Source organism: Acidobacteriota bacterium, assembly GCA_009691245.1.
Taxonomy (GTDB): domain Bacteria; phylum Acidobacteriota; class Terriglobia; order 2-12-FULL-54-10; family 2-12-FULL-54-10; genus SHUM01.
Genome location: SHUM01000013.1, coordinates 1 through 21,397, shown reverse-complemented (window position 1 = coordinate 21,397; position 21,397 = coordinate 1). Strand labels below are relative to the sequence as shown.

Below are 21,397 nucleotides of genomic sequence, written 5' to 3'. Positions count from 1 at the left end.
CAGGGCAGGGAACACGCATGATTACGGTGATTGATTACGGCGCGGGCAACTTGCGCTCGGTAGAGAACACGCTGAAGTTTCTGAGCGTTCCCCACCGCGTTACCTATTCTGCCCAGGATGTGGCCGCAGCGTCGGCGATTCTGTTGCCCGGGGTGGGCCACTTTGGGCAGATGATGCGCTCACTTGATCAGATGGCGGTCATCGGTGTGCTGCGCGACCGCATACGCGCGGGGATTCCGTATCTGGGAATCTGCCTGGGCATGCATGCGTTGTTCGAGGGCAGCGACGAAGCCCCGGAGTACGCGGGCCTCGGGATCTTTCCCGGCTCGGTTCGCCGTTTTCCCGAGGACATGCCTGCGGGGTTCAAAGTTCCGCACATGGGCTGGAATCAATTAGATCTCGCGCCGCACAGCAGACTTTTCGCGGGGATGGCTTCTCGGCCCTTCGTCTATTTCGCGCACTCCTACTTCCTGCCGCGCGAACTTGCTGCCTCTCCTGCCGCCGATGGAAGGCCATTGGCTGCGGCGGTGGCCGACTATGGCGGGGAGTTCATTGCCGCGCTCGAAATAGGCAACGTATTTGGCACACAGTTTCATCCGGAAAAGTCCGGCAACCTGGGGTTGCAAGTGGTGAGCAATTTCGCGGCGCTGTGTGCGCAGTTATCCGGGGCGGTCAGCGCACGAGGTTTACATGCTGGCTAAACGAGTGATTGCGTGTCTGGACGTGAAGGATGGCCGCGTCGTGAAGGGCATCAATTTTCTTGAGCTGCGCGACGCGGGTGATCCTGCTGAATTAGCCTCGGCCTATAATCTCGAAGGCGTAGATGAAGTTGTCTTCCTCGACATCACCGCCTCGCATGAGCGTCGCAAGTTGATTGCCGAGACCGTTGCCCGCACCGCGCAGAAGGTTTTTATTCCGCTCTCCGTGGGTGGCGGGATTCGGTCGGTAGCGGACGCGCGTGCCATTCTCACTTCGGGCGCGGATAAAGTGTCGGTAAATACTGCCGCCGTGGAGCGGCCCGCGCTGATCACCGAGTTGTCCGAGGAGTTCGGTGCGCAAGCGGTGATATTAGCCATTGACGCTCGCCGCGAGTGTGAGCGGCCCGTGGAGCTGCAATCGAGCACCAGTGGTTGGCGCGTATTCACCTACGGAGGTCGCAGGCCCGTGGAGTTGTCGGCGATCGAGTGGGCCGCTCAAGGCGAACAGTTGGGCGCTGGAGAGATTCTACTGACTTCCATGGATTGCGATGGCACAGAAGCGGGTTTTGACTGCGAATTAACGAGCGCCGTTTCCCGCGCCGTTAGGATTCCGGTGATCGCCTCGGGCGGAGCGGGATCGGCGGAGCATTTTGCCGACGTGCTATCGCGCGGTGAGGCCGACGCTGCGTTAGCCGCGTCGATCTTCCACTATGGCAAGGTTCGCGTCAGCGACCTCAAAAATCATCTAAAGTCGCGCGGAATTCCCGTGCGATTGTAGCTTCTTGTACCAATTTACCGAGGAGTTCTCAGCAATGCCGGACGAGAGTATCACCGCTGATGAATTTCGCAAGCGCCTCGCGCAACTCTGCACTACGGGCCGGTCGAGCGATCTGCCGCGCAAACCGCGCGACCGCTCGATAGTCTTGAAGTCCATCGCTCTGACGCTGGAGCCGGGTCGGGTGTACTCCGAGATGGACTTGAAGACGGCGCTTACAGCATGGAGTGGTGCGGTGGGAAATACGATGCAGGTGGATCACGCCGCACTGCGTCGCAATTTGATCGACGAGAAATATTTGAGCCGCTCGGCGGATGGCCGGATGTATGAGTTGATCGCGGACACGAATGCCGCGCTGTTCGCCCCGGAGATCAGCGCCATCGACCAGTCCGCCGTGGTAAACGACGCCATTCTTGAGGCTGCCGCCAAGCGCGAAGCGTTTCGAAATAAGCAGCCATGAGCAACGGGACGCACTGAGCAACGTGACGCACTGAGTAGAGGGACGCAGTGAGCGATGTGATCTGAATGATGCGTCATGAGCGCTGCTGAGTCGTCACCAGATGGGAATACAGCGGCGCCGCGAATGAGGAACGATATGGGCGCGCGGTTCCATGCCTGGCTGATGTCGCATGCCGGGCCAAGGTATGATGCGTTGACGGCGGAACGCAAACGCGTGCTGCTCGGCGGCCTGCGCGGGAAGATACTGGAGATAGGGCCGGGCACAGGCCCGAACCTGCGTTACTACTCGCGCGACAATATCTGGACTGGCGTCGAGCCCAACGTCCACATGGATCGCCATCTCGCGCGCGCGATCATGGATGCGGGCGTGGTGGCTGATCTTCGACATGGATACGCGGAGAGGCTGCCCGTCGAAGATGCGAGCCAGGATGCAGTTGTCAGCACGCTGGTTTTGTGCTCGGTGGCTAATCCGGAACAGGTGTTAAACGAAATACGCCGGGTGCTGAAGCCGGGCGGGCAGTTTGTGTTTCTGGAGCATGTCGCCGCCCCGCTGGGCACACGATTGCGCAAGGTTCAGCGATGGCTGCGACCGATCGAAATGTGGATCGGCAACGGATGCCACCCCGACCGCGAAACATGGCAAGCCATTGAGGACGCCGGATTCGCGCGTGTGGAGATCGAGCATTTCCGCCTGCCACTTGCTCATGTGGCGCCGCAGATCGCGGGCCGGGCCATTAAATAAGTCGGTAATTTCCACTAAGGAACGTGCCTATGATCGTGCCGTGCATTGATCTGATGGATGGGATGGCCGTGCAGCTCGTGCGCGGTCGTGAGAAAAAACTCGAAGTAGACCCGATGGTGATGCTCAGAAAGTTTCGCGGTTTCCCGGTCATCAATGTGATTGATCTGGATGCCGCGCTGGGTACGGGCAATAACGACAAGATGGTGGCGCGACTCTGCCGCCGCAGGCCGGTGCGTGTGGGGGGGGGCGTGCGAAGCGTCGCGCGCGTGCGCGAATTAGTGGCGCTGGGCGCACAGCAGATCATCATCGGCACGGCGGCCTTCGGCGAGGATGGCGTGAACGAAAAGTTTCTGCGCTCCGTGCGCCGCGCGGCGGGGAAGCGGCGCATCGTTCTGGCGCTCGATACCAGCCGGGGCCGCATCGTTGTCAGGGGCTGGCGTGCGCGTACAGGGTTGCGCGCGGAAGACGTAATCCCACAGGTTGAGCCCTATTGCGGCGGGCTGCTATGCACCTATGTCGACAAAGAAGGAATGATGCAAGGCACCAACCTGCGCTGGTTCGCCCGGCTGCGCGCGGCCACGCGGCTACCGATCATCGCCGCCGGGGGGATCACCACGCAGCAGGAGGTCGATGCGCTTGAGCAGATGGGTATGGACGCCGCGGTGGGCATGGCCGTCTATACCGGAAAGCTTCGACTTGTTGCTCCCCGACCCTGATGTCTGTTATGGAAAATTCCGTTGAAATAGTTGATCTGCGCCATTTGCACACCGAAGCGATGGAGTCGCTGCTGGCGGATGAGGCTCGCGCATGGCGGGACAACCTTCTGTGGGACTATACGGCGACCGTCGGCATGATACGGCGCTTCCTGGATGGGCGTGCGCTGACCGGTTACGCGGCGATGAGCAACGGTCGCGCCGTGGGCTTCACTTTCTACGTTTGCGAAGCGGGCAAGGGGTTGGTCGGCGATGTGTTTGCCTGCCCTGACTGGCGCAATGACGCCATCTACAGTCTTCTGCTCGCGCACACGCTGGAGACTTTAGAGGCCATTCCCGGCGTGCGACGCATCGAGGCGCAGTTGCTGCACATCGATACGCCCGCCGTGCGCGCGCTGTTCGCCGGGCGCGGGTACACCTGCTTTGGACGTAGCTTTTTGAAGCTGAAGCTGTCATCGGTGCCCTCAGCCTCCGCCACACATTTGCCTTTCGGGTTAGTGATTTCCGAGTGGGAGGCCGGAAAATTTCTTGATTCCGCGAATCTTATTACGCGTTCCTACGCAGGGCACGTGGACTGCGAGGTCAGCGACCAATACCGCACCCAGGCTGGTGCATTACGCTTTCTCGACAACATCATTCACTATCCCGGCTGCGGGGAGTTTTGTCCGCCCGCGTCGCTGCTGGCGTATCGAGACGGCGGGCACGATCCAGAAGCGACTCCCCTCGCGCATCTTGATGGCCAGCCGTGTGGAATGTTGCTTACCAGCGTGGTCAGTCCGGGAGTGGCGCACATCACCCAGTTGTGCGTTTCCCCAGAACAGCAGGGGGCTGGAGTGGGGTACAGTCTGTTGCAGCGGGCGCTGGACGTGCTGGCCGCCCGTGGCTTCCAGGCCGTAACCCTGACCGCCACCGACGCCAACGGCGGCGCCATGAATCTATATCGAAGAGCAGGGTTCTCCACGATGCAAAGTTTTCCGGCATTTGCCTGGGAATCTGGTTCGCAAGGACAGGAGTCACTTGTAGACGGATTGGCTATTCGTCCGTAGGCATGGGGTCTTGAGCGGTTTCCTGAAACAACTGGCTCAGGTTCCATTGCAGCTCGGGGGCGAGTTCCATGACTTGCAAACCTTCTTCTGCCATCAGCTTGCAGGAGAGCGCCTGCGAAACCTTGTCGCTGTCTGACTTGCGGATCACCACGCGGCAGTACTGGCACTCCTCGTTCCAGCAATAGCGGCCATAAGGGATGGTCTCGGGACAGAGATACTGAAAGGCGCGCAACAGTATCTGGTTCTCCGGAACCTGCATCTGCTTGCCACGCACCGTGATGGAGATGAGTTTTTCGAAAGGGCGGTAGAGCGGCACGTTGAAGCGATCAGCACCCATGACTTGATCGTAGCACGATCTCCCGATGGTCCATCCTCACCTTCCCAGCAATGATTCCGGCACAGCAAGGGTATCTTGTTCCGTGTCGGAATTCGGCATGACCTGCCACGGCAATCCAGCCAGCCGGGATGACGTGGCTACGCTACCAACTATCCGCTATGTTGCTATTGCTTGTCGGCGACCACGAGGCGGCTATAAACCTTGTTGTCGGTACCCACGCCGGTGGAGACGGTGGACATTGTCTTGCCGTCCGGGGAAACGATCCAGAAGTTGATCTGAACGACCTGCCCGGCGTTCAGGTAGAAAACCTCATAGGTGTTGGGGTCGATTTTCTTGATTTTGATCGCGTCGCGGCCCGCCACTCCCTTGTAGGGGGCCAGTGACCCGTTCATGAAGGCCGTGAATTCGATGCGACTTTTCGTGCCGTCGGAGGCGACCCGATCCGACGTGTACTTCACGGCCCCACCGCCAACAGGCTCGTATTTGGCCACCTGCGTAATAGCCGGTGAGCCAAGGGAAACCTTGGATTTTGCCGGATTCGTCTTTCAGGTGCCCATAAGAGGGTTCTGCTGGGCATGCAAACTGCCGCTGGCCAGGATAAACGCGAGGGTGATTCCGAAGATGTGTACGCGCACGGTGATCTCCTTTCGGTGATGCGGCGGCAAAGCCGACGGCTGGAGGGGCTCCAGACCCCTATCGTTGACAATTAAGCTGCCTGCGTTCGTGTAATGTCAAGCGAATTTGCGGCAGGACAAAGCACTCTATTCCGAGTTGCTTGGACACACAATTACATGAGTAGGAGGCCTGCCGACCGCGGGCTTACGTTTTCGAATTATATAGCGGGAATTAACCGCGAAAATTGTCCTCCGCCCGGTACAATTATTGGTGACCCATGCCGAATATCAAACTAAATGCCGAGCAGCGGCGGGCCGTGGAATACGGCGAAGGGCCGTTGCTGATTGTGGCCGGCGCGGGCACGGGTAAGACGCGTGTGCTGATCGAGCGTGTCGGACATCTTTTAAGTGAGGTCAAGGGCCTCAAGCCGGAGAACATCCTGGCGCTGACGTTCTCGCGCAAAGCCGCTTCGGAGATGCGCCAGCGCGCTGCCGAGCGCTTCGGGTCAGCCGCGGCAGGGGCGCGATTCTCCACGTTCCATTCGTTTTGCAATGATCTGATCGGCAGCGAGACCGACAGTCGCCCGCTCGACAAGATTGATCAGTGGATATTTCTGCGCCGTAATCTCGATAAGCTGGATCTCGATCATTACTTCAAAGTATCCAACCCTGGGCAGTTCCTGAGCGACTTGGTCGATTTTGCATCGCGCTGCCACGACAACCTCGTTTCTCCGGGCGATTACAATGACTATGTTCACCGCTTGGCAGTGGCGGGTCCGCCCCTCGCACTAGCAGAGCCAGAAGCGATTGGAAGCAAGCAACGCAAGCCGAAGAAGGTGATTGATCCGGTGGCGGAGTTCGAGGCCGAACTCAAGCGCCAGCGTGAGGTGGCGCGCGTCTATCAATTGCTGGAGGAGATGCAGGAGCAACAGAACTACCTGAGTTATGGCGCGATGATCTCACGCGCAGTGCGCCTACTCGATGACTCCCCTGAGTTGCTCTCGCGCCTGCGAGCGGAGTTTCGCTTCATTTTGGTGGACGAATTCCAGGACACCAACACGGCGCAGTTCGAACTGCTGCGGCGACTGGCGGGGGAGCCCCACAACATCACCGTGGTGGGCGATGATGATCAGGCGATCTACCGGTTTCGCGGGGCGAGCTTCGCCAGCTTCGATCAGTTTCGCGAGCAGTTCGCCGGGCACGCGCGCGTCGTGCTGGACCGCAACTACCGCTCCACCGACAAAATTCTTTCCGTGGCGGGTAGCGCAATCTCTCGCAATAAGAATCGCTATCTGCCGGACAAAAAACTCATTGCCAGCAGGCCTGCCGGACCGCAGGTGGAAGTGTGGGAGTTTGCCAACGAGCACGCGCAGGCTCGCCACACGGCGGACGAGATCGCGCGCTCTGTCACGGAGGCGCAGGCCAATTCCACTGGCGTAGACAAGGTCATCGACTATTCCAGCTTTGCCGTGCTGTATCGCGCGCACGCGCACCGCCAGTTGCTGGTCAATGCATTGCGTGAGCGGGGGATTCCGTTTGCGATTCGTGGGTTGGCAATCAACGATCTGCCCGTGGTGCGCGACTTGATTGCGTTTCTGCGCGTCATCGGCGATTCGCAAGACAGTGTTAGCATGGCGCGAGTGCTGCGATCATTCGCTCGCAGTTCGCGCTGGAATATGCCGGACGAAGTGTTCGCGGAGTGTTGCAAGCGCGCCAGCCGTGAGCGGATAAGTCTTTCGCTGGCGGCGTCAAAAGCGGCATGGACGGGCTGCGACGATTTTACAAAGTTTCTCCTGTGCTGTCGCCAGCGCGCGACGGAGGTGCGCGTAGCAGCGTGGTTTCCTCTGCTGGCCGACGATATCGGCCTTCCGCGTGCGGAGTCAGAGCGCACGCCGCTGAAGACTTTCCGGGAGTTCTTCGAAACATGGAATGAGGAAAAATGCGAGACGGGATTGCTCGAGGAATTTCTCGAATACTTTGGCTACTTCGAGGAAGCAGGCGGCAGGATCACTCTGCCGGATGATGAGGAACCGGAGTTCACCCGTAATTTGGTGGGAGGAAAGCGCGGACGCAGTGAACCGGCCGCGCCCGCCGGAGGACAGACGGAGCTGTTCGCCGCCGGGGAACTCGCCGGAGAAAGCATAAGTTCCGGGGGCGCCGCGGAGGCAAGTAAATATCCCTTGGGCCGCGTGCAATTGATGACGATTCATGCGTCGAAGGGGCTGGAATTCGACCATGTGTTTGCCTGGAGGTTGGTACGCCGATCAATCCCAACAGCGAATCGCAAGCCATTGATCGCGCTTCCGGAGGAGCTGTGGAAAGGGGCGCTGCCCACGGGTGACTATCATCTGGAAGAGGAGCGGAGGCTGTTCTATGTCGCACTCACACGGGCTCGTGAGTCACTGACGTTGGTAACCGTGTCGAATGAGGCCAGCCGGCCATCGCCTTTTGTGGATGACTTGCGGGACGTGCCGCCTTCCGATCTGGTTTGGACGCGGCCCATTGTATCTCCCGTTCTACACGCTGCATTGGATCGGGTGAATGCTGCCACGCAATCGTTGCCGCTTGGTCTGGTCCCACGGCGCGAGGATGCCACCCGCCCGGTGTCACTGAGTATCTCGCAGTTGGAAAGCTACCTGGATTGTCCCTTAAAATACTACTTTGGCTATGTTCTGCAAATTCCCGTTCCCGCCGCGCCCGCTCTGCTGTTTGGGACGGTGATGCATGCCGCTGCGCGCGAAGTGGTTCGTCTCGTCTGCGAAATGCGCAAGGATTTATCCGACCTCGAAGTCGAAGCGATTCTGAATCAGCATTGGGACAAGGTATCGATGGACGATTCGCTTCAGGAGGCCAAGTATCGCGAGCAGGGGATGGCGCAGCTTAAGCAACTCCGTGATGCGTGGAAAGAGCGGAAGATCAAGCTACTGCACCAGGAAAAGCCTTTCGAGATGCAGTTTGGAGGCTGCCGCGTTACCGGCAGAATCGATCAGGTGCATCGCAATGAAGCAGGAGAGGTGGAGTTGCTGGAGTTCAAGACCGGGCGGCCGAAGACGCAGAAGGAAACCGATGAGATGCGTCAGTTGACGCTCTATGCTGAAGCATGCCGCAAGGTGCTGGGCGTCAAGCCGGAGGCCATCGCCCTGTGTAACTTGACCGGACAGGAGCTTCTCCACACCTCACGCAGCGCGGATGAGTTGATCGCACTAGAGGATGAATTCAAGGATGCACATCAGCGCATTTCCGCCGAGTCGTTTCCCGCCCAGCCCGGTTTCATGACTTGCCGCAACTGCGCCTATCGTCCCATTTGCCCTCAGCATGAGCAGCGCGACAATTAAACGAAAACTGGATCGGCAAATGGATACATGACAAACTCAAGCAGTGATAAGTTGATGATCCACTGAAGGTTCCGTAGATTTAGGCGAGGGGCTCCAAGCTGATATTAGTACTAGTTACCTCCTACCCATAATAGGACCAGCGGACTATTGCGTGAAGACCACGTGTAGCGGAGAATCGAAAGTGTAAGTAGCAGTAGAAATTATTACAGCAGGCAGAGAGGTCTTGCATGAACGCCACTGACAAACGCCGAGCCCGTCGGTTCCCGATGCAACTGCCAGTCTCCATCCGACCGGAGAATGCCAAGAACGGCGCGCAGACAGTGCAGACACGCGATGTAAGCTCCAGCGGGATCTACTTTGATTTCCAGTCGCCGATGAGTGTGGGAACCTCAGTCGAGTTCCTCATGACTCTTCCCGAACCGCTAACCAAGGGGAGCCCGGTGCGCATCAAGTGTATCGGTAAGGTTGTGCGTGTCGCGCAGAATGGCAACGGAAGCTCCTCACATGTGGGGATTGCAGCCACTATCGAACGCTACGAGTTTGTCCGCGAAAACTAAGGTACTCGCGCTTTCTTCCTGTGCCGTATTTCTATTTCCAGGTTTCCTGTTCTGCTCTCCTTTCCTCAGGCAATACCCAGAAATCCCGCAAAAACTTCGTTTGAGAAAACTACACCTTGATTGGTGAGGCGGACTCTTCCCTCATTACGCTCAACCCAACCGGATGCAATACAGCTATTAATCTGTGCTGTCACCTCCGCATTCTCTACATCCCGATGGTCAAGCTGAATCCCCTCGCGGCGGCGCAAGCCGAGGAAAAATCTTTCTTCACGACGTTCCGTGTCGCTCAAGGCGCGGGGCTCATTGAAAATGAGCGCGTTGCTCTCGATGCCTTGCAGATAGCTGTCAATGGAATCGGTGTTGGCCCAGCGGTGGTGGCCATCGTAAGAGTGGGCATCCACGCCGAATCCGAAGTAGGGAGCCGCGGTCCAATACTTTTCATTATGCCGCGAGGCCCGTCCTGGCTGGGCAAAGTTGGATATTTCGTAGTGTTCATATCCATTGCTATTGAGTCGCGCCATCGCTTGAAAATAGAATTCGACGATCGCTTCTTCCGGCGGGACAGCGCCGGCGCCGTAGCGAGGACCAGCGCGCAGCAGCTCGCCGCCCAAGCGGCTGTTCTCGTCCACTTCCAACATATACACGGAGATGTGCGGAACGCCCAACGCCAACGCCGCATCCAGGGACCCCTGCCAACTTTCTGCGGTCTGGTGCGGGAGTCCGGCGATGAGGTCGATGCTGATGTTGTAGATTCCCACCTGCCGCAGATGGTTGCAGGCCTCGGCTACCGTGGCGGCGGTATGCTGGCGCCCGACGGCGCGCAACTCGCGTTCAACCATCGACTGCACTCCCATACTGACGCGATTCACTCCCGCCGCGGCCCACTCGGCGGCCCGTTCGGCGCCTCCTTCGGAACCTATATTTTCCGGGCTGGCCTCGATGGTGATTTCAGCATCCGGCTCCAGGGAGAATCGCGCCGAGATGGACAGAATCAGATTCCGTAGCTGACCACCGTTCAGAAGTCCCGGTGTGCCGCCGCCCATGAAAATGCTGTCAGCTGGCGCGCCTTCATAACGCGGAAGTCCGGCCTGCTCCCAGCGAGCGGAGCTCTGCGCTATTTCTTTGCTCAGTGCAGAGAGGTAGGACGGCAGCGCAGAGAAGGCGCGTGCCTCCGAGGCGAAGTTGCAGTAGGTACACTTCTGCCGGCAGAACGGAATGCTGAGATAGATACCAGCGGCCATGTGATTACTGTAACAGAGCCGCGCTCGTCAGCAAGCGGGCTGGGGCGCTCAAATCCAGCGCCCGGCGCGGTTTATGCACGAGTCGCCGCACACCGTGCTCGTCCCACCCGGTTCGCTCGCTGGCGAGGCGGGTTTGTTAGATCGCGGATTCGCTGAATTTGGATTGCACGGATTGATGCTCTGATTCGATGAATTCCTGCCAACGAATCTGCCCGAAAGGCTTTAGGATGGGTTCATCGGTTATGGAAAACAGCACGGCGTCGGCGGTCTCCGCCACGTGCTCATGCCAGCACCACGTCGGCACGGCGAGGGTGTCGCCATTCTGCCAGTCAAAGCGCACACCGTTGATGACCGACCAGCCGCTGCCTTCGGCTACATGGTAGACGGTGCTGATGGTGTGCCGGTGCGCGCGCGTGTGCAGACCTTTGGGTATCATCTGGATGCGGCAGCCCATGGTGGGCAGCGCCTCGCTGCCGGTGGCGGGGTTGGCGTAGCGCAGAAGATGTCCATCGAAAGGATCAGGCGGTTGACTCTTGGCAAGTAACGCCAGCGCCTCGCGCGCGGCACCCCAGCGATAAGCCAGCACGGGCGATGCCGATCCCGGTTGCGAAAGCCGCGCACCGGCGGAAGAGTCGGCGGGGAACAAGGAGCGACCGTAGAGCGTCTCCGAGTGGTTGGCAGGCAGTGATACGGCTTGATGCAATTCCGCACCGTCTTCCAGAAACATGCTGTTCAGAAATGCGGTGAAGGGAATATCTAACCCATCGAGCCACATCACCGGATCGTTGCCCTCGTTGCCGTGATCGTGCCACTGACCTGACGGTGTCAGAATCAGGTCTCCTGGCTCCATGAAAATTTTCTCGCCTTCGACCGACGTGTATGCGCCGCGCCCCTCGATGAGGAAGCGCAGCGCGGCGGGCGAGTGCCGATGCGCGCGCGCCGTCTCGCCCGGTAGGATGAGTTGGGCCGCCGCGTAGAGAGTGGCGGTCGCGCCGATACGAGCTGGATTCTTGGGATTCAGAAACATCAGTACGCGGCGCTCCGCTTCGAGCGCGGTGATCAGCTCACCAGCACGCAGCAGCCGCGGGCGCACCACGCTCCAGCGCCACAGGTACGGCACTTCGCGTAGCTGCGGCTCGCGCGTCAGCACGGCGCGGTAAATCTCCCACAGCGGCCCCATCTGCCACTGCTCGATCTCGGCGCGAAACGTGTCGCGCGCCGCCGTGGTGGTTGGCGAGGCAGTGGTTTTCGTGGATGAGAGTTGCGAGGCCACGCGGGAATCTCCGGCAGACATCGCCCTGTGAAGTTAGGCTACGGTAATGCCCTTGTCGAGATAGACGTCCTGAATGGCGTTGAGAATCTTTACGCCGTCGGCCATGGGCTTCTGGAAGGCTTTGCGCCCGGAGATAAGCCCTGTTCCACCGGCGCGCTTGTTGATGACGGCGGTTCGCACGGCGTCCTGAATGTCGTTGTCGCCCGAGGCTCCGCCGGAGTTAATCAGCCCGGAGCGGCCCATGTAGCAGTTGGCCACCTGATAGCGTGTCAGGTCGATTGGATGATCCGAACTTAACTCGGAATAGACCTTCTTGTGGGTCTTGCCAAAGTTCGCTACCGCGGTATATCCGCCGTTGTTCTCCGGCAGTTTCTGTTTAATGATGTCGGCTTGAATGGTGACGCCAAGATGGTTGGCCTGCCCAGTCAGGTCAGCGGCAACGTGGTAGTCCTTTTCCTTGGTCTTGAAGGCGGGGTTGCGCAGGTAGCACCATAGCACCGTGAACATTCCCAATTCATGCGCATAGGCAAAGGTTTCGGTAACCTCTTGTATCTGGCGCTTGGACTCCTCTGAGCCAAAATAAATCGTGGCACCCACGCCCACGCAGCCCTGGTCAAACGCCTGATCGACGGAGGCGAATTTGATCTGGTCAAACTGGTTCGGGTAGGAGATTAACTCATTGTGATTGTACTTCAGGATAAACGGAATCTTGTGCGCGTACTTGCGCGCGACCGAGCCCAGCACGCCGAGCGTGGTGGCCACCGCATTGCATCCACCTTCAATCGCCAGGCGTACGATATTTTCTGGATCGAAGTAGATGGGGTTGGGCGCGAACGATGCTCCGGCGGAATGCTCGATACCCTGATCGACCGGCAGGATCGATAGGTATCCGGTCCCGTTCAAGCGTCCGTGATTGAACAAATATCCTAAATTGCGCAGCGTCGCTACCGGGCGGTCCGTGCCCACCATCACGCGGTCGATGAAGTCTGGACCGGGCAGGTGCAGCAAGTCCTTCGAAATGGTCCTGCACTGGTGCGTGAGCAGCGCGGCGCCGTCGACACCGAGAATTTCTTCAATCTTCGTCGTAACGTTTGACATGGGCGATGACTCCAACTAGTCCAAGGTTGGTGAATAGCTATTCTAGCAAATGCGGGAGCGGCGTATTCAGGATTTTCGGCGGGATAGCGAAAAAGCCCACGCCAAGAAACGCGCTTGAAGCGGCTACCAAAGCGCGGGCGGCAAGGCTCAGGTAGCCGTATCATCCTGATTTTTAGGACGGCGCGGGGTTTTTCCCGTGGTTTTTGCTATAGTTAAGGCAACCGTAGGCAAGATCCGCGCATTATGATATGTATGAACATGCAATTCCAGCCTGCGCCAGGGAGGCAGCCGATGAAGACGAAGCATCTATGGATGATGGCGGTAGTAAGCGCCCTGGTCTGGGCTACGGACCAACCGGCCCGCGCGCAGGTGGTTACCATGCCTGCCGGGACAGTGCTTGAAGTGGTTCTGGAAACCCATCTGAACACTCAGGACGCACAGTCGGGCGATCCATTCAAAGCGCGTCTGGTGATGCCGGTGTTCGTGGAGGACACGCAGGCGCTCCCACATGGCTGTCTAGTCGAAGGTACGGTTGTTCGTGTGCAGGCGCCGGGGCGTGTTTCGGGCAAGGCGGAGATTCAACTGCGGCCGGAAAAAATCACCACACCGGCTGGCGATGTGCTGCCGCTTTCGGCGGCCATCACCGGCGGCAAGGCCGGCGAGAACACTGAAGTACTGGGCGGAGAAGGCACTATCCAGGGATCTGGGAAGGACGGCGTCAAGGTCCGCAGCATCGCCTCCGCCGCCACCATGGGGACCATTATCGGAGCTAATGTGGGCGGTGGGCAGGGTGCTGCGATTGGCGCCGGCGCGGCTGTTGCAGCGGCGGTGATTGCGCGGATATTCAAGAGGGGCAAGAATGCCGACTTGCCGCCAGGAAGCGAATTAACTCTCGAGTTGAACCGCGCACTGACGTTCAATCCCACCATGCAGGAAGTTGCCCTGGAGCGCAAGGACGACGGCACCTTCGTCGTACCGCGCAGCGAACGGCGGCCCACCCTGAGCCGGGAACCGGAATAATTGGGATCCAGGATTTTGGGTTTTGGTAAACCGGCACATAGCCTATAATCTCTTCATGGCTTGCTCCATTCAGGACCATTACATTCTTCCCCAGAAGCCAGTGCCGTCCCCGGCGACTCCTGAGTCCACTTCGGCTTTGGGCCGGTCCGCTAAAGACACCGCCGACGTGCCCGCCGATTTTTGCCCCAACTGCTCGGCGGCGCTATCGAACATCCATTGCAAAATGGTCTGCCCGCGCTGTGGATTCTTCCTCTCCTGCTCGGACTTCTACTAGCTGCGAATATTAGGGAAGGGAGAGCAGGAATGAAGTATTTCTTCGGCAAGAAGTTTCCCCAATCGGGCGACATCCTAATCATTGAAAGCGGCGCGCCGCAGATAAGCGACCGCGCTTGCCGGAGCCTCCGGAGACTCTACCCGAATGCACCTTACCACTTGGCAACCTGCTGGCCTGATCGGGCTTCGCCGGCTTTCGCGCAAGTGTACGCTGTCGGTGACTATTTGGGGCGCAGCGCCAAGATTGGGTTGCTACGCAAGTTCCGACGCCATGGCTACACCGTACTGGTCATTCTGTGTACGGGCGAAGCGGTGATGTCCCTGTGGCGGACGCTGGCGCTCGCGCTGATTCCTGCCAAGGTTATTATCGTCAATGAAAATGCCGACTTTTTCTGGTTGAGCTGGGAAAATCGCGGCACGCTGAAGGCGTTTCTCGGTGCGCGCTGGGGCGTGAACCTGCGGCACGGTGCGGCGATACTTCTGCGTGCGGTGGCGTTTCCGTTTACGGTGCTGTTCCTGATGCTTACCGCCTTCTTCTATTACCTTCGCCGTTGGCGCAATTTGCTTTGGTGGAAGCTGACCTAGGTTTAACAGAACCGCGACAGCTAGGGAGTGGACCGATTCAGCAGTCGCGGACAATCGCCGTGCCGGTCCGCTTCCTAACGGTCGCGGCTCCCTTAAACCATCCTAAGAAATACCCGGGCACTCCCATAAATCCCCCCTGTGTTAGAATCAATGCAGAGGCTTCCCATGCAGTTACCCATTTACATGGATTATCACGCCACCACGCCCATTGATCCCCGCGTGCTTGCGGCCATGACGCCCTATTTCACTGAAGTTTTCGGCAATCCCGCCAGCCGCAGCCACTCGTTCGGTTGGAAGGCCAGCGAAGCTGTCGAACGTGCCCGACAGCAGGTGGCCAGCCTGATCAACTCGGAGCCCTCTGAAATCTATTTCACCTCTGGTGCGACGGAGTCAGACAATCTTGCGATTAAGGGCGTGGTTCTGAACCAGGTAGCTCGCAACGCCGGTCGCGACGGGCACATCATTACTACGGCCATCGAGCACAAGGCGATTCTGGAATCCTGCAAGCGCGCCGAGGCGCAGGGCTTTGAAGTAACGGTTCTTCCCGTTGACCGTTTCGGCATGGTGGACCCGGTCGCGGTCGAGCGCGCCATCACTCCGCGTACGGTGCTGGTCAGCGTGATCGCCGCCAGCAACGAAGTCGGCACCATCGAGCCGCTTGCCGAGATCGGTCGCATTACTCGCGCGCGCGGCATCCTGCTGCACACGGACGCGGCGCAGGCCGTTGGCAAGGTTTCCGTGGACGTCGCCGCGATGAACATTGACCTGCTCTCTCTGACTGCGCATAAGATGTACGGCCCCAAGGGCGTCGGCGCAATTTATATCCGTGGCGAGCGGCCCGGTGATGTTGTCGCCCCCATCGCCGATGGTGGCGGGCAGGAGGGAGGCGTGCGCAGCGGCACGTTAAACGTCGCGGGCATTGTGGGACTGGGCGAGACCTGTCGCATCAATCAAATTGAAATGGCCGCGGAAGGTGCGCGCCTGGCCGCGCTGCGCGACAAGTTGAAACAGGCAATCCTCAGCGGCGTTGGCGATGTGGTCGTCAACGGACACCAGACCAATCGCCTGCCGAACAATATGAGCATCAGCTTTGCGAATCTCGATGCCGAGACGCTGCTGCTCAGTCTGAATGACATTGCACTTTCCAGCGGATCGGCGTGCCTGTCCGGTAGCATTAAGGCCAGCCACGTGATTGAGGCGCTCGGCGTGGATGAACGTTATGCGCTCTGCACCATCCGCTTCGGGCTGGGGCGATTCACGACGGAAGAAGAAGTGGACTACGTCGCGCGGCGCATGGTCGAGGCCGTCGCCAGCCTGCGCGAACTGGTGCCCACGTCGGCAAGATAGTATCAGAGCCCCGACCGCCAGGGAGGGGGCACGCTCGCCGAATGTTGCTGACCACTGACCGTGCCCCCTCCCTGGCGGTCGGGGCTCTGATACGGAATTTTACGAGGTGGATGAATGATTGAATTAACACCCAGCGCCGCCAAGCGCATTGTGCATGTGGTCGCCGGCAAGCCGGAGTTGAAGGGTCTGCGCCTGGGCGTACTCGGCGGCGGCTGCTCGGGATTCAGCTACTCGATTCTGTTTGATGAGACGCAGCGGCCCACCGACAATGTTTACGAGTTGGATGGCGCGAAGGTCTTCGTTGATCCCAAGAGCCTGGAGATTCTGAATGGCATGACGCTCGACTACAAGGCGGACCTGATGCAGCAGACTTTCCTGATTCACAACCCCAACGCCAAGAGCACCTGCGGCTGCGGGACTTCATTTTCGGTGTGACAGAGCCGCGACCGTCAGGGAGCGGACACATTCGCAGGCATCCGATGCCCGTTGTGCGTGTCCGCTTCCTGACGGTCGCGGCTCTGTGACGCGTTTGACGTCGCGCGTTCTCAATACGGCCACAATACTTTCTTATCAATCTCCTTGATGTTGGTCGTCCCGCACAGCGCCATCGCCGCAGCCAGTTCTGTGCGCAGCATATTCACCACTCGCTGGACGCCGTCAGCTCCTTGCAGGCCGAGCGCCCACAAATAGGGCCTACCAATTAGCACCGCGCTCGCGCCCATGGCCAGCGCTTTCACGATGTCCGTCCCGCGGCGCACGCCACCATCCATCAGCACTGGAATCTTTCCATCGACAGCCTCTATCACATGCGGCAGCGCCTCAATCGTGGCCGGAGAAGTGTCCAGGTTGCGCGCGCCGTGATTGGAGACCAGAATGGCGTGCGCGCCTTGCTCGACGGCGCGACGCGCGTCAGCAGGGTTGATGATGCCTTTCAGAATCACTGGCACTTTGGCGATGGACTGTATCCAGTTGACTACATCCCAGGTGAGCGTGGGATCGAGCGCGGCGGAGAAGATGGCGGACTCCGTGGGACTATGCGCGCGCGCGGCGGGCGAGCCGAGGCCCACCAGATTCTCGCGCTCGATCCCCGGCGGCAGGTTGAAGCGCGAGCGCTTCTCGCGGTCACGCACGCCCAGCACCGGGGTGTCCACGGTAATTACAAGCGCCTTGCAGCCGAGTCCCTCGGCTTTTTGGATCAGGTCGCGCGTGAAGTCGCGGTCCGGCTGAACGTAAAGTTGGAACCATAGACGGCCCTTCGTGGAGGCCGCGATTTTCTCAATGGAAGTAGTCGCGAAGGTGCTGACCGTGTAAGTGACTCCCGCCGCCGCCGCGCCCGCTGCCGTGGCCAGTTCGCCTTGCGGATGCACCAGCTTGTGATACGCGGTGGGCGCGAGAATGATGGGGAAGTCGAAGTCCTGCCCGAGCAGCTTGAGCTTCGTATCAAGCTTGCTCACATCCACCAGCGCGCGCGGCATCAGCCGAATGCGGTCAAACGAACTTCGGTTGGCGCGCAGCGTGATCTCATCTCCCGCGCCGCCAGCCACATAGTCGTAGGCCATCTGCGAAATACGCTTCTGCGCGGCCGGCTCGTATTCAAGTACATTCACCGGCAACTCAGTATCGGGAATATGCGTGGTGGTGAAGGAGGGAGCAGTTGCGTTGGTTGATTGCGCAGCGGCCTTACTGGCTGCGGTTGTACCCGCTGCCACCATGCCAGCCAGGGCTCCAGCCATCGTTTGCAGTGCATCGCGTCGATCCATGTTCCCCTCCGCCACAAGCGCAATATCCGCCACGGAAATCCAGGGCCGATTCTACACTCCGGCGCGGCGAGCTTTCAAGAGAATAGGGAGAGAGTAGATGGCGATTGCAGAATTGCAGAGGACCTAATTCATCTGCGCAAGGGTGCGGCGAATGTTCACGGCGGCTTTACGGATGTCAGCTGCGTCGTCGGCTTCGGGGATGATCTCCAGATAACGCTCAAGCGCGGCCAGCGCAGGTGAGTAGAGGCGCAGTTCCATTAGCAGGCCGGCCTTCTGGCGTAGATCGTTCGCCAACACCAGCGTCCACTCGCCGCCAGACTCCGGGTTCAATGCCAACGCCAGTTCGGTCATGCGCAACGCGCGGGTGAATTGCCGCGTGCCTGCGTAAACGTTGCGCAAGTTGTTCAACATGCGCATCACGGTGCGCAGCTTGGGCGAGGGCGCGAGCAGCTCACGGTCAAAGGGTATCTCCCTGCCGAGCGCCTTGTGCATGCGCTGTTCGCACTCGGCTTCGCTGATGATGCTGCCCTGCTCGTAGGGGTCGATGAAGATGTCGATATAGGTGTGCTTCACCAGGAAATGTCCCGGCATGCCCACGCCGACCAGTGGGAAGTTTATGCGACTGGCTACCTCCAGATAGATCGTCGAGAGCATGATGGGAATGCCGCAGTGGCGATCCATCACTTCGTTCAGATAGCTGTTGCGCGCGTCGTAGTAGTCCTCCGAATTGCCGCGAAAGCCCTCTTCCACGAACAGCCGCTGATTGATGGCCGCGATGCTTTTGTTCGGGTCGGTCTCGCCCGCGATGTGTGGGGGCAGCGGTGCGGCCAGCGCATCGAGTTGCGAGAGATACTTCGCGCGGTCGAGATGCGGGTACTCGCATGCGGCAATCCATAGCGCGACCTCGGCCAGGCTAATCTGCTCCTCGGGCTGGCGCAGCAGTGAGCGCAGTTGGCGCAGAGACTCGTCATCAATCGAGAGTGGATGTTCGGGCAGGGAGTGTGTCATCGTGATTATTCTAGCAGTCTGCTGGGCTTCAGGGCTTCCCAGGAAATTAATAGTACCTTTCTGATGTCATCTTGAGCGCAGCGAAGGATATGTTGCCCGCACCACGAAAATCAGCAGCAGGTTCTCGCTTCGCTCAGGACGACTGTGTGTTGGATGCACCGAAGAACTCGGCGAGCCGTGAGGGTAGCGGTGCTCCCGCATGGGATTCCTCGATCATTCGCTCTACGTTAGACCACTGATCGAGGTCATACCAGCGAGGTAGTATCCCCAGAGAAATTCCCAGATGTCGCGCGTTGGTCTGCGTTCGCGCGGAGACATCCGGGCCACCCCACTCGACTTCGTTAAACAGGCCGCGATCAAAACGGCGACAGGCGATCAGGTAAAAGCCACCGTCCTCGCTTGGTCCCAGCACAACGTCGGATGTGCCAAGGAGTTCAAGAGCCTTCTGCAGATATGCCTCCGGCAGAGTCGGGCTGTCGCTGCCGACCAGGAGCACGCGGGCCGCCTCGCTGCGTAACGTGCGCTCCAGGGCGCGGCCCATTCGCTCGCCGAGATCGAGACCTGATTGCAGCGTGATGCCAAATGACGACGGCAATCGTAGCCCGGCAAGCGGATATTCTGCGCTAGGTGCTTTGCTCCAGAATAGCCATTTCCGAGCAGAAGGCAGAGCGCGATCCAATAGATCGGCTACGTCCCCGGTGCAGGCTACATGCAGCGCACAGGCCTGCTCCGCGCTGAGACGCTGTGGGCCAGAGTCAATAAGGCGTGTCTTCACTTGGCCCGGCACGGGGGCGCGGGCAAATAGAATGGCTACATCCTCACCGGGAGCGCAGAGTGCGTCCTTTGTTGTGGGTGGCATGGACTGTGTTCCGATGGTTGGTGAGCGGGCGGATCAGATGAACATTTCTTCATCGTGGGTGGCGCGGTCTATCGAGTGGCGGTTGCGGCGGCGCAGGAAGTCGATTGCCACTTTCACGCCGGCCAGGATTGCGGATATCTCCTGCACAGGTCGCACCACGCCGCGTTGAATGGCGTCCGACGTAACTTCCACTTTGGTGATGGTGTCAGAAACCAGACTGTCGAGGCGCACCAGTTGATACTGCGCGCGCTCGGAAGCGTCACTGACCACGCCGTCGATTCGTTGTACTTGCTTGCTGGTCATCGTAGAGATTTCTTCAAGATTCGCGCCGATGGTGTTGAAGCGCTGGCGGCTATCGTCAACCAGTTCGCGCAACGATTGAACGGCCGGGACCGTGACATTGGCGATGGCGTCGAGCTTGGCGGAGGTTTTGTCGGACCACCGGCGGAAGGCGATGACGAACAACGCCATCAGAATGGTCTGCGCGACAAGTACGGCGACGACCACGGTGGCTAGAAACAAGATGGTGCCCTCAAGTGATCCCGAGATTGCGTTGTTCATAAGGATGCCCGCCTGTTGTGATCTTCCTGTCGAAAACTCACACTTACAGCCAACCGGATGAGCCAGTCTGCAAGCCCACCGGAGAAGGCTGCCAAATTGCGCTACGAGGGGGGAGTCGCAGCGGAAACGGACTCACTTAGTGGCCTGAGTTGGCCTTGCTTTCGGCGCGATAGGCAGTCTTACCCGCCTCGATTGCAGCGGCCAGATGCTCTTTCTGCTGGCTGATGACTCCCTTGCCGCGCTCCAAATATTCCGTCGCCTGATCGCGATACTCGGCGCTCTTCTTGGCCAGCATATCGCGACCCTCTTCGGCCTTGTTGGAGATGTATTCGCGCGTCTCGCGTCCCGACTTGGGGGCAAACAGAATTCCTACCAACGCGCCGATGCTTACGCCGGTCAGAAAGTAAACAAATTTGGTTCCGGAATTATTGTCTTCCATGTTGACCTCCCCTATAGATCTGAACTGGCTCTATACTAGCACCCACAGGAAGGGAACTCAATCTATTGTTGCCTAGCGCTGAGCTAGTGTGGGCTATATTTTCCCTAGTTTACCGCCCACTCCGCGGCTGGAAGGGAGCGGTATCGAACAGTGATTCGGCAACCTGTATGAATAGTCAATTCCAGATGACTGCGAGTCTAAATCGAGACGAGGGAACCCGAGAGCCACGTCGGTGGACGCGCCGCCGGGCATTGCAGACGATTGGGCAGGCGTTGGGACTGGTACTGACAGCGGCTGACCCAGGCAAACTTCTTGCGGGTTCCAGCGATTCATTCCTGCCAAATGCGCAAGGAAACCTGTCGGTGGAGATTGTCACTCGCACGATCAAAATACCGGCCTTGGGTGCGACGCTCCCGGTGTATTTGGCCCGTCCTGCCATCGCCAGGCTATGCCCTGCCATCCTCATCTATTCACGCGAGGCACAACTAGACGAGCGCCACCGCGCCCAGGCGCGCCGTCTTGCGCAAGAGGGTTATGTGACATTGACGCTCGCTGGTGTCACTGATCGGCGAACGGGAGTATCCGCGGCGCGGAAGTTTCTTGATGGCCATCCTGCCGTACGGCGCGGCCTTGCGCGCATTGTTGCTTAGAATATCT

At 59.2% G+C, this 21,397-nt stretch carries 23 protein-coding genes; 13 read left to right on the top strand and 10 right to left on the bottom strand.

All coding sequences use genetic code 11. The features are described 5' to 3' along the window. Positions 1 to 17: 17 nt before the first annotated feature. The 6 genes from hisH (at position 18) to EXQ56_04880 (ending at position 4,433) form a co-directional block, all read left to right on the top strand. Positions 18 to 701, top strand: coding sequence for an imidazole glycerol phosphate synthase subunit HisH (hisH, locus tag EXQ56_04905; protein ID MSO19793.1), 684 nt, complete (start codon positions 18 to 20; stop codon positions 699 to 701). Next, positions 691 to 1,476: an imidazole glycerol phosphate synthase subunit HisF gene (hisF, locus tag EXQ56_04900; protein MSO19792.1), complete on the top strand. Its 786-nt coding sequence runs from the start codon at positions 691 to 693 to the stop codon at positions 1,474 to 1,476. Before hisH ends, hisF begins: the two co-directional genes overlap by 11 nt. A gap of 34 nt (positions 1,477 to 1,510) precedes the next feature. Next, on the top strand, positions 1,511 to 1,933 hold the full coding sequence (locus tag EXQ56_04895; GenBank protein MSO19791.1) for a DUF2087 domain-containing protein: 423 nt from the start codon (positions 1,511 to 1,513) through the stop codon (positions 1,931 to 1,933). 123 nt (positions 1,934 to 2,056) lie between these two features. Then, positions 2,057 to 2,674: an SAM-dependent methyltransferase gene (locus tag EXQ56_04890; GenBank protein MSO19790.1), complete on the top strand. Its 618-nt coding sequence runs from the start codon at positions 2,057 to 2,059 to the stop codon at positions 2,672 to 2,674. A 29-nt stretch (positions 2,675 to 2,703) separates the two neighbouring features. After that, positions 2,704 to 3,390, top strand: a complete 687-nt coding sequence (locus EXQ56_04885) for a 1-(5-phosphoribosyl)-5-[(5-phosphoribosylamino)methylideneamino] imidazole-4-carboxamide isomerase (GenBank protein ID MSO19789.1) — start codon at positions 2,704 to 2,706, stop codon at positions 3,388 to 3,390. Beyond that, on the top strand, positions 3,390 to 4,433 hold the full coding sequence (locus EXQ56_04880) for a GNAT family N-acetyltransferase (protein MSO19788.1): 1,044 nt from the start codon (positions 3,390 to 3,392) through the stop codon (positions 4,431 to 4,433). The genes EXQ56_04885 and EXQ56_04880 overlap by 1 nt, the downstream gene beginning before the upstream one ends. Here the strand turns inward: EXQ56_04880 and EXQ56_04875 are convergent. After that, positions 4,420 to 4,770, bottom strand: a complete 351-nt coding sequence (locus tag EXQ56_04875) for a hypothetical protein (protein ID MSO19787.1) — start codon at positions 4,768 to 4,770, stop codon at positions 4,420 to 4,422. The two genes, EXQ56_04880 and EXQ56_04875, sit on opposite strands and share 14 nt — an antisense overlap. 164 nt (positions 4,771 to 4,934) lie before the next feature. After that, positions 4,935 to 5,261: a hypothetical protein gene (locus EXQ56_04870; GenBank protein MSO19786.1), complete on the bottom strand. Its 327-nt coding sequence runs from the start codon at positions 5,259 to 5,261 to the stop codon at positions 4,935 to 4,937. A 401-nt stretch (positions 5,262 to 5,662) separates the two neighbouring features. Here EXQ56_04870 and EXQ56_04865 point away from each other — a divergent pair, with 401 nt between their 5' ends. Together EXQ56_04865 and EXQ56_04860 are read left to right on the top strand one after the other, a co-directional pair. Continuing rightward, entirely contained in the window at positions 5,663 to 8,719 is a 3,057-nt protein-coding gene (locus tag EXQ56_04865) for an ATP-dependent helicase (protein MSO19785.1), read from the top strand. Between the two features lie 227 nt (positions 8,720 to 8,946). Continuing rightward, positions 8,947 to 9,276 (top strand): PilZ domain-containing protein, encoded by a 330-nt coding sequence (locus EXQ56_04860; protein MSO19784.1) that lies wholly within the window; start codon positions 8,947 to 8,949, stop codon positions 9,274 to 9,276. A gap of 65 nt (positions 9,277 to 9,341) precedes the next feature. Here the strand turns inward: EXQ56_04860 and hemW are convergent, their stop codons facing one another. The 3 genes from hemW to EXQ56_04845 form a co-directional block, all read right to left on the bottom strand. Next, positions 9,342 to 10,517: a radical SAM family heme chaperone HemW gene (gene hemW, locus EXQ56_04855; GenBank protein MSO19783.1), complete on the bottom strand. Its 1,176-nt coding sequence runs from the start codon at positions 10,515 to 10,517 to the stop codon at positions 9,342 to 9,344. A 136-nt stretch (positions 10,518 to 10,653) separates the two neighbouring features. Then, entirely contained in the window at positions 10,654 to 11,811 is a 1,158-nt protein-coding gene (locus EXQ56_04850; protein MSO19782.1) for a cupin domain-containing protein, read from the bottom strand. Positions 11,812 to 11,823: 12 nt separating this feature from the next. Continuing rightward, the gene (locus EXQ56_04845) at positions 11,824 to 12,888 is read right to left on the bottom strand and encodes a class I fructose-bisphosphate aldolase (protein ID MSO19781.1); all 1,065 of its coding nucleotides are present in this window, start codon (positions 12,886 to 12,888) and stop codon (positions 11,824 to 11,826) included. A 291-nt stretch (positions 12,889 to 13,179) separates the two neighbouring features. Here EXQ56_04845 and EXQ56_04840 point away from each other — a divergent pair, with 291 nt between their 5' ends. From EXQ56_04840 to EXQ56_04820, 5 genes are all read left to right on the top strand, one after another. Further along, on the top strand, positions 13,180 to 13,908 hold the full coding sequence (locus EXQ56_04840) for a TrbI/VirB10 family protein (protein ID MSO19780.1): 729 nt from the start codon (positions 13,180 to 13,182) through the stop codon (positions 13,906 to 13,908). Between the two features lie 55 nt (positions 13,909 to 13,963). Further along, entirely contained in the window at positions 13,964 to 14,182 is a 219-nt protein-coding gene (locus tag EXQ56_04835) for a hypothetical protein (GenBank protein ID MSO19779.1), read from the top strand. A gap of 29 nt (positions 14,183 to 14,211) precedes the next feature. Continuing rightward, positions 14,212 to 14,766: a hypothetical protein gene (locus EXQ56_04830; protein ID MSO19778.1), complete on the top strand. Its 555-nt coding sequence runs from the start codon at positions 14,212 to 14,214 to the stop codon at positions 14,764 to 14,766. A gap of 165 nt (positions 14,767 to 14,931) precedes the next feature. Then, entirely contained in the window at positions 14,932 to 16,113 is a 1,182-nt protein-coding gene (locus tag EXQ56_04825) for a cysteine desulfurase (GenBank protein MSO19777.1), read from the top strand. Between the two features lie 114 nt (positions 16,114 to 16,227). Continuing rightward, complete coding sequence (locus tag EXQ56_04820; protein ID MSO19776.1) at positions 16,228 to 16,548, top strand: iron-sulfur cluster assembly accessory protein; 321 nt, start codon at positions 16,228 to 16,230, stop codon at positions 16,546 to 16,548. A gap of 110 nt (positions 16,549 to 16,658) precedes the next feature. On the opposite strand, the gene EXQ56_04815 is transcribed toward EXQ56_04820, so the two are convergent. The 5 genes from EXQ56_04815 to EXQ56_04795 form a co-directional block, all read right to left on the bottom strand. Continuing rightward, entirely contained in the window at positions 16,659 to 17,825 is a 1,167-nt protein-coding gene (locus tag EXQ56_04815; GenBank protein MSO19775.1) for an alpha-hydroxy-acid oxidizing protein, read from the bottom strand. Between the two features lie 171 nt (positions 17,826 to 17,996). Further along, complete coding sequence (locus EXQ56_04810) at positions 17,997 to 18,881, bottom strand: hypothetical protein (GenBank protein MSO19774.1); 885 nt, start codon at positions 18,879 to 18,881, stop codon at positions 17,997 to 17,999. 133 nt (positions 18,882 to 19,014) lie between these two features. Then, on the bottom strand, positions 19,015 to 19,740 hold the full coding sequence (locus EXQ56_04805) for a glycosyltransferase (protein MSO19773.1): 726 nt from the start codon (positions 19,738 to 19,740) through the stop codon (positions 19,015 to 19,017). A gap of 33 nt (positions 19,741 to 19,773) precedes the next feature. Beyond that, positions 19,774 to 20,301: a hypothetical protein gene (locus EXQ56_04800; GenBank protein ID MSO19772.1), complete on the bottom strand. Its 528-nt coding sequence runs from the start codon at positions 20,299 to 20,301 to the stop codon at positions 19,774 to 19,776. Positions 20,302 to 20,437: 136 nt separating this feature from the next. Beyond that, on the bottom strand, positions 20,438 to 20,740 hold the full coding sequence (locus tag EXQ56_04795; protein ID MSO19771.1) for a YtxH domain-containing protein: 303 nt from the start codon (positions 20,738 to 20,740) through the stop codon (positions 20,438 to 20,440). Positions 20,741 to 21,397 lie beyond the last annotated feature (657 nt).